The 13,281-nt window shown below is 40.7% G+C and carries 11 protein-coding genes; all 11 read right to left on the reverse strand.

The features are described from left to right. Nucleotides 1–25: 25 nt before the first annotated feature. Nucleotides 26–994 (reverse strand): PstS family phosphate ABC transporter substrate-binding protein, encoded by a 969-nt coding sequence (locus A9479_RS11430; RefSeq protein WP_013465745.1) that lies wholly within the window; start codon nt 992–994, stop codon nt 26–28. 79 nt (nt 995–1,073) lie between these two features. Further along, nucleotides 1,074–2,420 (reverse strand): phosphate regulon sensor histidine kinase PhoR, encoded by a 1,347-nt coding sequence (gene phoR / locus A9479_RS11435; RefSeq protein WP_064663485.1) that lies wholly within the window; start codon nt 2,418–2,420, stop codon nt 1,074–1,076. 93 nt (nt 2,421–2,513) lie between these two features. Continuing rightward, a complete protein-coding gene (gene phoB / locus A9479_RS11440; protein ID WP_013465747.1) occupies nt 2,514–3,203 on the reverse strand; it encodes a phosphate regulon transcriptional regulator PhoB in 690 nt (229 codons plus the stop codon). Nucleotides 3,204–3,822: 619 nt separating this feature from the next. After that, nucleotides 3,823–4,887 carry a class II fructose-bisphosphate aldolase gene (fba, locus tag A9479_RS11445; protein WP_008111197.1) on the reverse strand — a complete coding sequence of 355 codons (1,065 nt, stop codon included), beginning with the start codon at nt 4,885–4,887 and terminating at the stop codon, nt 3,823–3,825. 211 nt (nt 4,888–5,098) lie between these two features. Then, nucleotides 5,099–6,274 (reverse strand): phosphoglycerate kinase, encoded by a 1,176-nt coding sequence (locus A9479_RS11450; RefSeq protein ID WP_064663486.1) that lies wholly within the window; start codon nt 6,272–6,274, stop codon nt 5,099–5,101. 50 nt (nt 6,275–6,324) lie between these two features. Then, entirely contained in the window at nt 6,325–7,338 is a 1,014-nt protein-coding gene (gene epd, locus A9479_RS11455; RefSeq protein WP_016900482.1) for an erythrose-4-phosphate dehydrogenase, read from the reverse strand. A gap of 183 nt (nt 7,339–7,521) precedes the next feature. Further along, nucleotides 7,522–8,268 (reverse strand): SIMPL domain-containing protein, encoded by a 747-nt coding sequence (locus A9479_RS11460; protein WP_064663487.1) that lies wholly within the window; start codon nt 8,266–8,268, stop codon nt 7,522–7,524. 130 nt (nt 8,269–8,398) lie between these two features. After that, complete coding sequence (locus A9479_RS11465) at nt 8,399–9,022, reverse strand: 3'-5' exonuclease (protein ID WP_064663488.1); 624 nt, start codon at nt 9,020–9,022, stop codon at nt 8,399–8,401. A 5-nt stretch (nt 9,023–9,027) separates the two neighbouring features. Then, nucleotides 9,028–10,866, reverse strand: coding sequence for a DUF294 nucleotidyltransferase-like domain-containing protein (locus A9479_RS11470; RefSeq protein WP_013465753.1), 1,839 nt, complete (start codon nt 10,864–10,866; stop codon nt 9,028–9,030). 110 nt (nt 10,867–10,976) lie between these two features. Further along, nucleotides 10,977–12,701 carry a sodium:solute symporter family protein gene (locus tag A9479_RS11475; protein ID WP_016900488.1) on the reverse strand — a complete coding sequence of 575 codons (1,725 nt, stop codon included), beginning with the start codon at nt 12,699–12,701 and terminating at the stop codon, nt 10,977–10,979. Between the two features lie 10 nt (nt 12,702–12,711). Beyond that, a complete protein-coding gene (locus tag A9479_RS11480) occupies nt 12,712–12,975 on the reverse strand; it encodes a DUF4212 domain-containing protein (RefSeq protein ID WP_008464847.1) in 264 nt (87 codons plus the stop codon). Between the last annotated feature and the right edge of the window lie 306 nt (nt 12,976–13,281).

Genomic DNA, 13,281 nt, shown 5'->3' on the forward strand with positions numbered 1-13,281 from the left:
GAGCGGTTTTTTAATTATTAGCGGTTTATTTTAAGCCTAACTTTTTCAACTCAACTTCAACTAGCTTTGCAGAAAGTGGCACATAACCATCTTTTTCTACAATTTTTTGACCTTCTTGCGAAAGTACCATCTTTAAAAACTCAGCTTCAACTGGGCCAAGTGGCTTATTTGGGTGTTTATTTACATAAACATATAAGAAACGTGATAGTGGGTATTTACCTTGAGCTACGTTTTCAAGCGTGGCATCAACAAAGTTAGTACCTTTTTTAGATAACGGAACAGTACGCACACCCGATGTTTTATAACCAATGCCAGAATAACCAATGGCATTTAGTGATGCTGAAATTGACTGTACAACAGAAGCTGAACCCGGTTGCTCGTTCACGTTATTACGAAAATCGCCTTTACATAAGGCTTTCTTTTTAAAGTAACCGTAAGTCCCTGATACTGAGTTACGTCCATATAATTGCACGTCTTTTGCAGCCCAATCACCTTCTAGACCAACATCACTCCAGCGGTTTACTTGCTCTGGTGCGCCACATTTACGTGTTGATGAGAAAATAGCATCGATTTGGTCAATACGCAGCCCTTCAATTGGGTTATCTTTATGAACAAATACCGCTAATGCATCAATTGCTACACGTACTTGTGTTGGCTTATAGCCATAGCGCTTTTCAAATGCTTCAATTTCTTTCGACTTCATAGCACGGCTCATTGGACCTAAATTTGCCGTACCTTCTGTTAATGCTGGTGGCGCAGTAGACGAACCTGCCGCTTGAATTTGAATATTTACATTTGGGTAAATACGCTTATATTCTTCAGCCCAAAAGGTCATCATGTTGGCTAACGTATCAGACCCTACCGATGAAAAGTTACCTGATACACCGCTAATTTTTTGATACTCAGGCATACCGTCTTCTAATGCTACTGCTTGCGCAGATACAAATGTTGTAACAGCCACACCCATTGCGGCAACTAAGTTTTTAAATTTCATTTTGGGGTTCTCCAGTTTGTTCGTCCCATTTCCTAACTGCGGTTCACTCTAAAGTGAGTACATGACAATGGTGTGACTCTTAAATGACACTTTTATGACTAGCAGTATTACTCGTCACTAATGGCGGAATAGAGATCAGCCTATCGCTTGAAAACGCAAAAGAAAAACAGGAGCCTTTACCCAGTTCACTGTTAATTTTTAATTGGCTACCATGGCGAGTAAGTACATGTTTAGTAATTGCTAAGCCTAATCCTGAGCCACCTGTGGTGCGGCTTCTGGCTTTATCGACCCGATAAAAACGCTCAGTTAAGCGATTTATATGCTCTGGTGCAATACCATCACCATTATCGGTAACACTAAAACATGCCTGTTCATTGTTGCGCTGCCAACACACCTCAATTTTACCACCTGGCTTAGTATAATGAATGGCATTAAATACTAAGTTTGAAAACGCACTTCTGAGCTCATCCTCAGCACCGGTAATATCAACTGACGCATCAATATTAAAAATAAGTTGATGGCCTTTATCTTGATTTATAGACTGTGCTTCAGTTTCAATCAGTTTTAGCAATTGCGGTACATTTACTGCCTTATCATTACTGTGGCGTTTTGCGCCTTCAATACGTGATAACGAAAGTAACTGGTTCACTAAACTATCCATGCGTTTACATTGTTCTAGCATGGTAGTTTGTGCCTTATTCCACATTGCAGGCGGAGGAAGCGAATCACTGTCGAGCATTTCAAGGTAGCCGGTAACAACCGTTAAAGGGGTTCTGAGCTCATGAGACACATTAGCAACAAAGTCTTTACGCATCTGCTCAAGCTGCTTTAAACGGGTGACATCACGTACTACCACCAATAACTGAGTGTTAGCATAAGGCATCACCCTAAACTCAAGTACTTGTTCTACACTGTGGCCACTTTCAAGCTCCAGTGCATCACTAAACTCTTTACGGCGCATATATTTAGCAAATTTAGGATCGCGAATGAGGTTATCTAAACGCTGACCATGATCAACCGGCCATTGTAACCCTAACACTTTGAGTGCAAGTTGATTACACCACACAATTGATAAATCGTTTTGCAATACAACAACAGCATCAGGCACCGCCTCAGCACCGTCACGAAAACGGCGTATCAGCTCTGCCAGTTCGTTACGCTTTTTACGATTACGATGTTGCAGCTGATAGATGCCTTCAAATACTTGCTCCCACGACCCTTCACCTTCTGGTGGGTTAAAACTGCGCTGGTTATGCAGCCAATCACTTAACCGATAAAGTTGATGGTAATGCCACATAAGTAGCGAAAAAGCGCCCAAAAACAACATCAAAAATGGGGCACCAATAAGCACCCCAATTAAAAGTAAAGGTATAAAATAGACAAACAGCCGCTTTGTTAGCGCCTGCTTGTTAATAACTCGATACATACACGCTCTTTACCTTATAAACGCTAGCAGACAAGTTGACTGAGCTAGGTTAATAGATTGCTACTTAACTAAGTAAGCTTAATTGTAAGCACACTATAATTTACTCGAAAAGCGATAACCAGCTCCGCGTACCGTTTGTACTAAGCGGTCGTGTCCAAGCGTAGCAATCGCTTTACGCAAGCGACGAATATGAACATCTACTGTTCTGTCTTCAACATACACATTCGTGCCCCATACATGATCAAGCAGTTGCTCACGGCTGTAAACCCGCTCTGGATGGGTCATAAAAAAGTGTAATAGTCTAAATTCGGTTGGCCCCATATCAAGCTCACTGCCCCCTGAGGTAACACGATGCGAAATAGGGTCTAGGCGCAGGCCGTGCACTTCAATTGCTTCTTCTAAAGAGGTAGGTGCTACTCGGCGAATAACCGCTTTGATACGCGCCATTAATTCTTTAGGTGAAAACGGCTTTGTAACGTAATCATCAGCGCCCACTTCTAAACCGCGTATTTTGTCTTCTTCTTCGCCGCGAGCAGTCAGCATAATGATAGGGATTTGGCGTGTGTGTTCATTTTGTTTGAATTTTTTAGCAATTTGAATTCCACTACCACCAGGTAGCATCCAATCGAGTAACACCATATCTGGATAAGGTTCAACCATTGCGGCTATTGCAGAATCATAATCTTCAGCCTCAATGGCTTGAAAGCCATTTTGCTCTAAAACAAAAACCAACATTTCCCTGATAGGTGCTTCGTCATCAACGACTAATACTTTACGTGACATTCCAATTTATCTCTTAGGCTATTGAGTAGGTTTCATTATTATGACTAAGTATGACATTTTTATTAAAGTGTAACGTCTAAATTAAAATGAGACTAAAAAAAACACAAAATAGTAACAAAAAATTGAATATGTCATATTTTTATCATCTTAAGCAGTAAATAAAAAAGTGGTTTGCAGTAAAGTGAGTCGTTATTAAAGGCATTATTTATGATATTAACTTGGGATCATCAAATTACTAACTAGCAGCTATTTTTAGGCTTAATAATAAAAGTCGGCACCTATTTAGATCAGGTTTATTATGATCTTAAATACAAGGATCAGAGTTTTATCAAGCAGATCCCTTTTCGGATCACTATTTTACCCACTAACAAAGCTAAACCAATGATTTACTGTGTGATTTTTATCCATTAATTATGATGTTCGACACTTAAAAGTACAAAATGCGTCACTTTAAGCCCTTCACTTAGTAAAGTAATGATCCCAGATAAGGTTAGTTAGTAATCGAGTGATCCCAGATTTATCGGTAAGTAAAATACTGATCTCTTACAGATCAAAAAAGCCAGTGCGTAAGCAACTGGCTTTTTATAATGAGTGCGAGAGTATCGCCGTTATTGGCTCATTATTTTATTTTTGGGTTTAACTCACCGCTTAAGTATTTAAGGTGCATTTCATCCAATGAAATTGGCTTAATTTTACTTGCTTGACCCGCAGTACCAAACGCTTCGTAACGGGCGATACAAATATCAGTCATCGCTTGTGTTGCAGCGGCTAAAAACTTACGTGGGTCGAAGTTAGACGGGTTCATTGCTAAATGACGACGGATTGCACCGGTAGACGCTAAACGTAAGTCAGTATCAATGTTTACCTTACGCACACCGTATTTAATACCTTCAACAATTTGCTCAACTGGCACACCGTATGTTTCAGGAATTTCGCCACCGTATTGGTTAATCACTTCTAACCACTCTTGTGGTACAGAAGACGAGCCATGCATTACTAAGTGCGTGTTTGGAATACGCGCATGAATTTCTTTAATACGATCAATCGCTAAAATGTCGTCGGTTGGTGGACGAGTAAATTTGTAGGCACCGTGTGATGTACCACAGGCAATAGCCAGCGCATCAACATGGGTTTTATTTACAAAATCAGCTGCTTCTTCTGGATTCGTTAGCATTTGCTCTGTGGTAAGTTTACCCTCAGCGCCAACGCCGTCTTCTTCACCCGCTTCACCGGTTTCAAGTGAACCTAATACACCTAGCTCACCCTCAACTGAAACACCACATGCGTGTGCCATTTCAACTGTTTTACGTGTTACATCAACGTTGTAATCGTAGCTTGACGGAGTTTTACCATCGCTCATTAACGAGCCATCCATCATTACTGATGAAAAACCTAACTGAATTGAGCGCTGACATACACCCGGTGATGTACCGTGATCCTGATGCATAACCACGGGGATATGTGGCCATTCTTCAACTGCCGCTAAAATCATATGACGAATAAAAGGTGCACCGGCATACGCACGTGCGCCCGCAGAACCTTGCACAATAACAGGGCTGTTTGTTTTATCAGCCGCTTCCATAATTGCGCGCATTTGCTCTTGGTTATTTACATTAAACGCGGGTACACCGTAACCATGCTCAGCGGCATGATCCAGAAGTTGTCGCATACTGATTAAAGCCATTGGGTATTCTCCAATTTATCGATAGTCATTAAACTATCTAGTTTGAACGGATTTGTTAGTTTGGTGCAATAACTGCACCTCGAACCTTAAAGCTCAATGCCTAAAATTCGAATTAAATAACTAATAAATAAAAGTGAGAGGTATTTATCAGTTAAGTGTAGCAGATGCGGACACTCCACATCTGCCTAACGGCTAGTTAATACTTTACGTATTACTTAGCACGTGATTCTAACATCACTACTGCTGGCAGTTTTTTACCTTCTAAAAACTCTAAGAAAGCACCACCACCGGTAGAAATATACGAAACTTTGTCACTAATGCCGTACTTGTCAATTGCTGATAAAGTGTCACCACCGCCTGCAATTGAAAACGCTTTTGAATCAGCAATTGCTTGGGCAATAGCACGTGTACCATTACCGAACTGATCAAATTCAAAAACACCGACTGGGCCATTCCATACAACGGTGCCCGCATTAGCAATAATTTTTGCAAGTTTGTTTGCTGTATCAGGGCCAATATCAAAAATCATATCGTCGCTGGTAACTTCGCTTACATCTTTAAGTGTTGCTACAGCTGATTCTGAGAATTCATTACCCACGACGACATCAGTCGGTACTGGAATTTCACCATTGTTAGCTTTTGCTGCTGCACATAAGCGATTAGCTTCGTCCATTAAGTCAGCCTCAAAAAGTGACTTACCTACAGGGTAACCTGCAGCGGCAATAAAGGTATTAGCAATACCGCCACCCGTAACAAGCTGGTCAACAATTTTAGATAACGAATCAAGTACAGTTAACTTAGTTGACACTTTAGAGCCACCCACAATCGCCACGAGCGGGCGTGCTGGGTTATCAAGTGCTTTGCCTAGCGCTTCAAGTTCAGCCGATAATAATGGACCGGCACACGCTACATCAGCAAATAAACCTACACCATGCGTTGATGCTTGTGCGCGATGCGCAGTACCAAAGGCATCCATTACGTACACGTCACATAATGCAGCTAATTGCTTTGATAAGGTTTCGTCGTCTTTTTTCTCGCCTTTATTAAAACGCACGTTTTCAAAAACAACGACTTCGTTATCTGCAACATCAACGCCGTTTAAGTAATCTTTTTCTAGGCGAACTGTTTGCTCAAGTGCATCATTTAAGTAATCGACAACCGGAGCCAATGAAAACTCTTCTTCGTATTGCCCTTCCGTAGGACGGCCAAGGTGTGACATAACCATCACTTTCGCGCCTTTCTCTAACGCTAGTTTGATAGTAGGTAACGCAGCACGAATACGTGCATCTGACGTCACTTTTCCTGCTTTAACGGGTACATTTAAATCTTCACGAATTAATACGCGTTTGCCGTTTAAATCTAAATCTGCCATTTTAATGACCGACATGAACATCTCCTTAGTTAACGATACTGAACCTGAAAAATACGTTTTAAATATTACTTAAATGCCATCATAGCACGCGCGGTATCGAGCATGCGATTCGCAAACCCCCACTCGTTATCACACCAAACTAATAACTTTATCAGTCGTTTATGACTAACACGTGTCTGTGTGCCATCTATGATACAAGAATGTGGGTCATGGTTAAAATCAACCGATACCAATGGCTCTTCGGTGTAACTTAAAATACCTTCAAGGCGGTCTTTAGCTTGTGCTTTAAGGGCATTATTAACCGCACTTAAATCTACATCTGCATTAACCGTGACACTTAAATCCATCGCCGTCACATTAATGGTCGGTACACGGACCGCAATGGCCTCAAAGCGACCTTTAAATTTAGGTAAAATACGGTCTATACCACGTGCTAATTTTGTATCTACAGGAATAATAGACTGGCTGGCGGCACGCGTACGGCGTAAATCATGATGATACGCATCAATTACTTGCTGATCGTTCATTGACGCATGAATGGTCGTAATAGCACCTGATTCAATGCCAAAGGCATCATCGAGTACTTTAATAACAGGAACAACGCAGTTGGTGGTACACGAGCCATTAGAGACAATAGTATGCTCGCTTTTAAGCTCATCGTCATTAATACCGTAAACAATAGTGGCATCAACATCATTATCCGCAGGATGTGAAAACAGCACCTTTTTTGCGCCCGCAGTCAAATGTAATTGCGCGTGTTCACGCGAGTGATAAACACCCGTACATTCAAGCACCACATCAACATCTAACGTTTGCCACGGTAATTCAACTGGATTTTGTTCACAAAATAACGCAATGGTGTCATCAGCTACGCTGATAGTGTCTTCACCTAGTTTAACTGGAAAAGCAAAACGACCATGAGAGGTGTCGTATTTTAATAAATGGGCAATAGCTTCAGGGTCGGCTAGTTCGTTAATTGCAACAATTTTGATCTCGTCGCTTAAGCCTGATTCGTATAGTGCACGGACAATATTTCGACCAATACGACCAAAACCATTAATTGCAAGTTTGATTGCCATGAAATATAAAATCCACTCTAGTTACGTACAGAGAAAGGCAGCGTCGCCTTTTAGATGGCGGTATTGTAATCGACCTTGCTTGTGATTATAAGAGCCAAGCATTAGAAACTTTAAATTAACGTCATAATCAACACACACTGCACTTTTACTTTTAGTCCTGCTAGTGGGTATTTGCACTGTTTGCTATTTTAGTTTTAAATCAAACACCACCTTTATTGATGCTTTAACGCTTATTGTTGCGCCTAAATATTGCTGCTGCATAAATGGATTCTCGTTATTACTAGCAACCATACTATTTCTGTGGCTAGATAAAATAATGTGCTTAACACCGCCCGCGTCATAATCGTAATCTGAGCTGCCGGAATTTGCACTGATACTGTAAACGTTGCCAAGTTCAGCGCCAAAAGCTTGAGCGAGCTTATTTCCCTTCGCTTTTGCGTTATCGATTGCTAATTGTGTTGCTTGTGCCTCTAACTGATTAACTTTAGAGGATAAACCATTAATTTTTTCGATATTGTCTATTTTTAAGCTTTGAGCAAAATTAATAAATTCATCGACTTTTTTAATATCTTTTAATGTGACTTTAACTGTTTTCAGGGCTAAATACTTATCGCCTGAAACAGTCCCAGATTCTGTACCAATCATAGTGTATACCTTGCTTTTTAAACCAGATATATAAACATCGTCTTGGCCAAAACCGTATTTGTCTGATTGTTCAAGTAGCAAGCTAATCCGGCCATCAAGCTCACGTTTAGCCTCAAGTAATGTATCTTCAGTGCTTTTTACTTCAAATATAATTTGAGCCATATCTGGCTCAACAAATACCTCAGCTGACCCCTGCACTGCAATATGACGATTAGCTGGCACGCTTGAATTAGCAAAAGTAATAAGAGGGAATAAGGTAATAAAAATAGCGATGATAAGTTTCATATTCGTTCCTTGAATTCATAATAAATCATACGTTCCCATAATTATACAAATTAAAACAAAAGTAAACTGCCTCATTAACCAAGTATTTATGCATTCTTTATAGGTTGGGTTTCGCTTCGCTCTGCCCAACCTACGTCAACTCGCCTACTTTGAGCTCCTTACCGGCGCTTATTTGATGGCATTGGGCTAATAACAACTCAGCAGTAGCTTGTGCATCGGTAAGGGCGTGATGACAATGATAGCTTGGTAAGTCGTAGCGTTTACGACATTCATTAAGAGTTAAATCGTCTAATTTTATATCTGAGCTATGTTTTAGCAGACGCTTTTTTTCTATTTGTAAGGTATCGATAATCAACTTGGGGCGCTGGGTGATCCCTGCATTTTTTAGTGCTAACTTTAAAAAACCCCAATCGAGCATGGCATTATGAAATACTAAAATACAGTCACTAAAGTGAGCGCTTAAAGACGTTATAATGCTTTGTAGACTTTGCCCTTGTGCCACCGAGTCAGTACTAATGCCATGAAAAACGGGGCTCTGCTCTAGACTTTTCACCTCTTTATTAACCAAATGCTGCGACTGACTGTTTTTGATACATTCGTTATCAATCAGTACCCAAGCAACCGAGACAATTTCATGTTGTTTAGGATCAAGCCCTGTTAATTCCAAATCAATTACTAAGTAACGTTGCTTTAAAGCACTTTGCACGAGCAAATGGCGGCGCTTTAAATAACGAGTAATAAGCTGCTTAACCATTGTTGTTACAAACTCCCACGCGCAAATTTAAACGCCGCGCCTTGCTGCGCCTGTTTTACTAGATAAAACGCTTCTTTAAGCTGATGACGCTCTAACGAATTGAGCTTATCTGGGTTTATACAATTGCTGGGTAACCCCTCTTCGTTTATTTGTGTACGCAACCTAAGCTGAGTTAAAAATCGCCAACAATCTTTTAAATTATAAATATCTTCTTTGCTTAACAATGAATACTTTAATAAGGCGTCTAATCGCTCTTGGGTGTTAGCACGGCGGATGCCTACTTTTAATGCATACAGCCTTGCCAGATCGTTAATGATCACTACCCCGCGCTTTTTAAGATCGATGTATTTGTGATGCTGCTCGGTTTTTTCAGTTTTAAAGTTATTGAATAAACCAATCGGCGCGCTGTTGGTATTCACATCGCTGGCCATTGCCGCATAAAAAAGATCGTTACGGGAAATATGGGTTAACTCTTCACAAAACTGGCTATAAAGCGTGGTTGATCCTTCAATAAAACGCAGATCAAAAAATATTTTACAGTTGAGCATTGCCTGGGGTGTGGGGCTGGTGATCCACTTTAAAAACTTCGCCCGCCAATCACTAACACTCATTCGACACGCATCACTGCTGGCCATAATGTTACCAGGGCAACGACGAATACCGCATTCAACTAAGTTTTCACAAACAAATTCACCCATTTGTTTAAAGTACGCGTGCTGCTCATCGTTTAGACCATCGGGTAATAACAAGCCGTTATCTTGATCAGAATGCAGTGTTTGCTCTTCGCGCGCTTGAGAGCCAAAACAAATAAAGCTAAAGCTCGTGGGCGCAACGCCATGTTGTTGTTGAAATAAAAATATCAGCCGCGAGGTTAGCGCATCGGTTAAACCGCTGAGTAGTTTTCCAATCAGTGAAATATCATCAATATTATTAGAAAACCCCTTTAATAACTCAGGAATTTCTTTAGCGTAACGCTTTAAATCAGCGACATTATGCGCTTTATAAATACGACCAATGAGCTGGACAGGGTCGCTTTTTTGTTGACGTAGTAAGTCTGTACTAGTGATCATACCTAGCGGTTTATGATTTTCATCAAGCACAGGTAAATGATGAATATTATGCTTAAGCATTAAGTGTAGCGCTGAAAACACACGATTATTTTCAAATATAAACTTAGGCTTATTGGTCATAATACTATTGATAGCTTGCGCGGGGTCCACCTCATCAGCAAGCACTCGATTACGTAAATCACGGTCAGTAACCACCCCAACAAGGTGCGAGTTTTCGGTGATCATTATTGAAGAAACCCCATGCTCTTGCATTTTTTTAGCACTATGACGGATGCTGGCATCGGGGGGCAGCGTTATCGCTTTGCGAGTCATGATCTCTGATATTTTACGCTCAGACCAGCTGTCGTTGTTGCTCTTATAATGCGATGACAGTAATCGATTTGCATGTGCACGGACAAAGTATTGCTCAAAGGCTTTATATTCTCGGCGTAAATAATCAAAATGCGTTTGGTCGAGCATATACACTATGCCCTCTTTTTGTACTTCTAAACTGTTTTGAATTGCATCTCCCGTTAGTAAAGAGGGGTAACCAAAGTAATCACCTTGAGTTAAACGCGTTACCGTATCGCCTTTGGCATCGACTAAATCGTATAACCCGGAGCGGATTAAAAATAACTTAGGCTGTTCACTGTTAAGCCATTGCGTTTGGTTTTCTCGGGTCAAATAAATACTATCGAGATGGTTTACAAAATAACTGCAGGCACTGTCTTGTAACATTGAAAATGGTGCTTGCTTGTTAATAAACTGCGCGACTTCCTGTTGCTCACTACTCATAAATCATCCTCAATAAAAAGCGACTTAACCTGAAATGTAGTCATTTTTTAAACAAATAAAAAGCCCGACTTAAGTCGGGCTTTGATGCGTTATATCATTAGCTATATGGATTAGTGAGCATGTGCTTCACTAGACCCTTTAGGATTACGAATGCCTTCCACCATTTCTTGGATTTCAATTGGTGTTGGTTTAGTCATTTTCATTACAACTGCTGCTACTGCAAAGTTGATCATCATACCGATTAGACCAATCCCTTCAGGTGAAATACCTAGGAACCAATTTTCTGGGCTATTAAGCTCAGGGCTCACAAACTTAAAGTAGATGATATAAGCCGCAGTAAAGGTAATACCCGTTACCATGCCTGCAATCGCACCAAATTTGTTCATTGATTTAGAGAAAATACCCATAATAATTGCAGGGAAGAAGCTCGCTGCCGCTAAGCCGAAGGCAAAGGCTACAACCGAGGCCACAAATCCTGGCGGGTTAATCCCAAAGTAGGCGGATATTACAATAGCAATCATCGCTGCTAACCTCGCTGCAAGTAATTCTTGCTTGTCGGTTATATCCGGTTTGAGTGTCCGTTTTAGCAAATCGTGCGATACTGAGGTTGAAATAACCAATAGTAAGCCCGCTGTAGTCGATAGTGCCGCGGCAATACCACCAGCAGCAACGAGTGCAATAACCCATGCTGGTAAGTCGGCAATTTCAGGGTTCGCTAGTACCATAATATCGCGGTCAACGTTTACTTCGTTCGCGCTATTAGGGTCAGTGATTTTACCTGATGTGTAAAACATTTTGCCGTCACCATTTTTATCATTAAAGGTAATTAGGCCCGTACGTTCCCAGTTTTTGATCCATGCAGGCGCATCTGCATACGCTGTGCCGCTACCGTCTTTACCATTAATGGTGTCAATCATGTTTACACGGGCAAACGAAGCTACTGCAGGTGCTGTTGTGTAAACAATAGCAATGAACACCAGTGTCCACGCCGCTGAAATACGTGTGTCCTTTACGCGAGGTACAGTGAAAAAGCGAACAATTACATGTGGTAAACCAGCAGTACCCACCATAAGAGCACCTGTGATTGCAAATACATCAATCATGCTCTTCGAGCCTTCAGTGTATTGGCCAAAGCCCAACTCAGTACTTAAACCATCTAATTTATCCAATACATACATGCCTGAACCATCACTTAGCGTGGCACCAAACCCTGTTTGTGGGAAAAAGTGACCGGTTGCCATCATCGAGATGAAAATAGCCGGTACTAAATAAGCAAATACCAGTACACAGTACTGCGCAACTTGCGTGTAAGTAATGCCTTTCATGCCACCAAGTACAGCATAAAAGAAAACAATTATCATGCCGATGTAAACGCCGGTTTCAATTTCAACTTCTAAGAAACGCGAGAACACCACACCCACACCACGCATTTGACCCGCAATGTAAGTAAAACAAATAAAGATGGCACATAAAATAGCCACTAAACGCGCAGTACGTGAGTAGTAACGATCCCCGATAAAGTCTGGCACAGTAAACTTACCGAATTTACGTAAGTAAGGCGCTAAACACATGGCCAGTAGTACATAACCACCCGTCCACCCCATTAAGTAAACACTACCGTCATAGCCAGCAAACGAGATAATACCCGCCATTGAAATAAATGACGCAGCACTCATCCAATCCGCAGCAGTTGCCATACCATTGGCTAGTGGAGGTACACCACCACCGGCAACATAGAATTCATTTGTTGACCCTGCACGAGCCCAGATTGCAATGCCGATATAAAGCGCAAAGCTTAAACCGACGATTATAAAAGTGAGTATTTGAACATCCATTGCTTAGCTCCTATTCGTCTACGCCATATTTTTTATCTAACGTATTCATTTTGAAAACGTACACAAAAATCAAAGCTACAAAGGTATAAATCGCGCCTTGCTGGGCGAACCAGAAGCCAAGTTTAAACCCAAAAAAACGTACTTCATTTAGTACATCTACAAGTAATATGCCAAAGCCAAAAGAGACCACAAACCATACCGCTAATAACTTAAACAGTAATGAAATGTTTTCTGCCCAATAAGCTTTTGCTTGTTCTTCATTTTTAAAAGCCATTTTTATTTTCCCCTTTAAACATCGCAAGATTACGATGGGTGGTTTTTTATATTCGTTAATCAATTTAGCAACGCTACTCAAATATTGAATTGCGACAATAGTCGTAACAACATGTTAACGTTTTCGTAAACTGTAGGCGCTTAATTAGTAAACAACAAGTGAACTACTTTAATTTCAGTAAGTTAATTAATTTATTTGCGAGGTGTTTACGCCAATTTTTGAGTAAAGCGTGGGAATAAGACATTAGTCTAACTAAATAACCAATTTAGAATAAATCATTAAAAATCAATTTTTTATTTTATTTAT

Origin of the sequence: Pseudoalteromonas sp. MQS005, assembly GCF_001661605.1 — a bacterium.
GTDB classification, from domain to species: Bacteria; Pseudomonadota; Gammaproteobacteria; order Enterobacterales; family Alteromonadaceae; genus Pseudoalteromonas; species Pseudoalteromonas tetraodonis.

What these genes read in the sequence shown, in the direction of transcription:
- A9479_RS11460 (WP_064663487.1), bottom strand. Translation starts at nt 8,268, where the DNA reads ATGAAACTTATCATCGCTATTTTTATTACCTTATTCCCTCTTATTACT.
- A9479_RS11470 (WP_013465753.1), bottom strand. Translation starts at nt 10,866, where the DNA reads ATGAGTAGTGAGCAACAGGAAGTCGCGCAGTTTATTAACAAGCAAGCA.
- A9479_RS11430 (WP_013465745.1), bottom strand. Translation starts at nt 994, where the DNA reads ATGAAATTTAAAAACTTAGTTGCCGCAATGGGTGTGGCTGTTACAACA.
- A9479_RS11465 (WP_064663488.1), bottom strand. Translation starts at nt 9,022, where the DNA reads ATGGTTAAGCAGCTTATTACTCGTTATTTAAAGCGCCGCCATTTGCTC.
- fba (WP_008111197.1), bottom strand. Translation starts at nt 4,887, where the DNA reads ATGGCTTTAATCAGTATGCGACAACTTCTGGATCATGCCGCTGAGCAT.
- phoR (WP_064663485.1), bottom strand. Translation starts at nt 2,420, where the DNA reads ATGTATCGAGTTATTAACAAGCAGGCGCTAACAAAGCGGCTGTTTGTC.
- phoB (WP_013465747.1), bottom strand. Translation starts at nt 3,203, where the DNA reads ATGTCACGTAAAGTATTAGTCGTTGATGACGAAGCACCTATCAGGGAA.
- A9479_RS11480 (WP_008464847.1), bottom strand. Translation starts at nt 12,975, where the DNA reads ATGGCTTTTAAAAATGAAGAACAAGCAAAAGCTTATTGGGCAGAAAAC.
- epd (WP_016900482.1), bottom strand. Translation starts at nt 7,338, where the DNA reads ATGGCAATCAAACTTGCAATTAATGGTTTTGGTCGTATTGGTCGAAAT.
- A9479_RS11450 (WP_064663486.1), bottom strand. Translation starts at nt 6,274, where the DNA reads ATGTCGGTCATTAAAATGGCAGATTTAGATTTAAACGGCAAACGCGTA.
- A9479_RS11475 (WP_016900488.1), bottom strand. Translation starts at nt 12,701, where the DNA reads ATGGATGTTCAAATACTCACTTTTATAATCGTCGGTTTAAGCTTTGCG.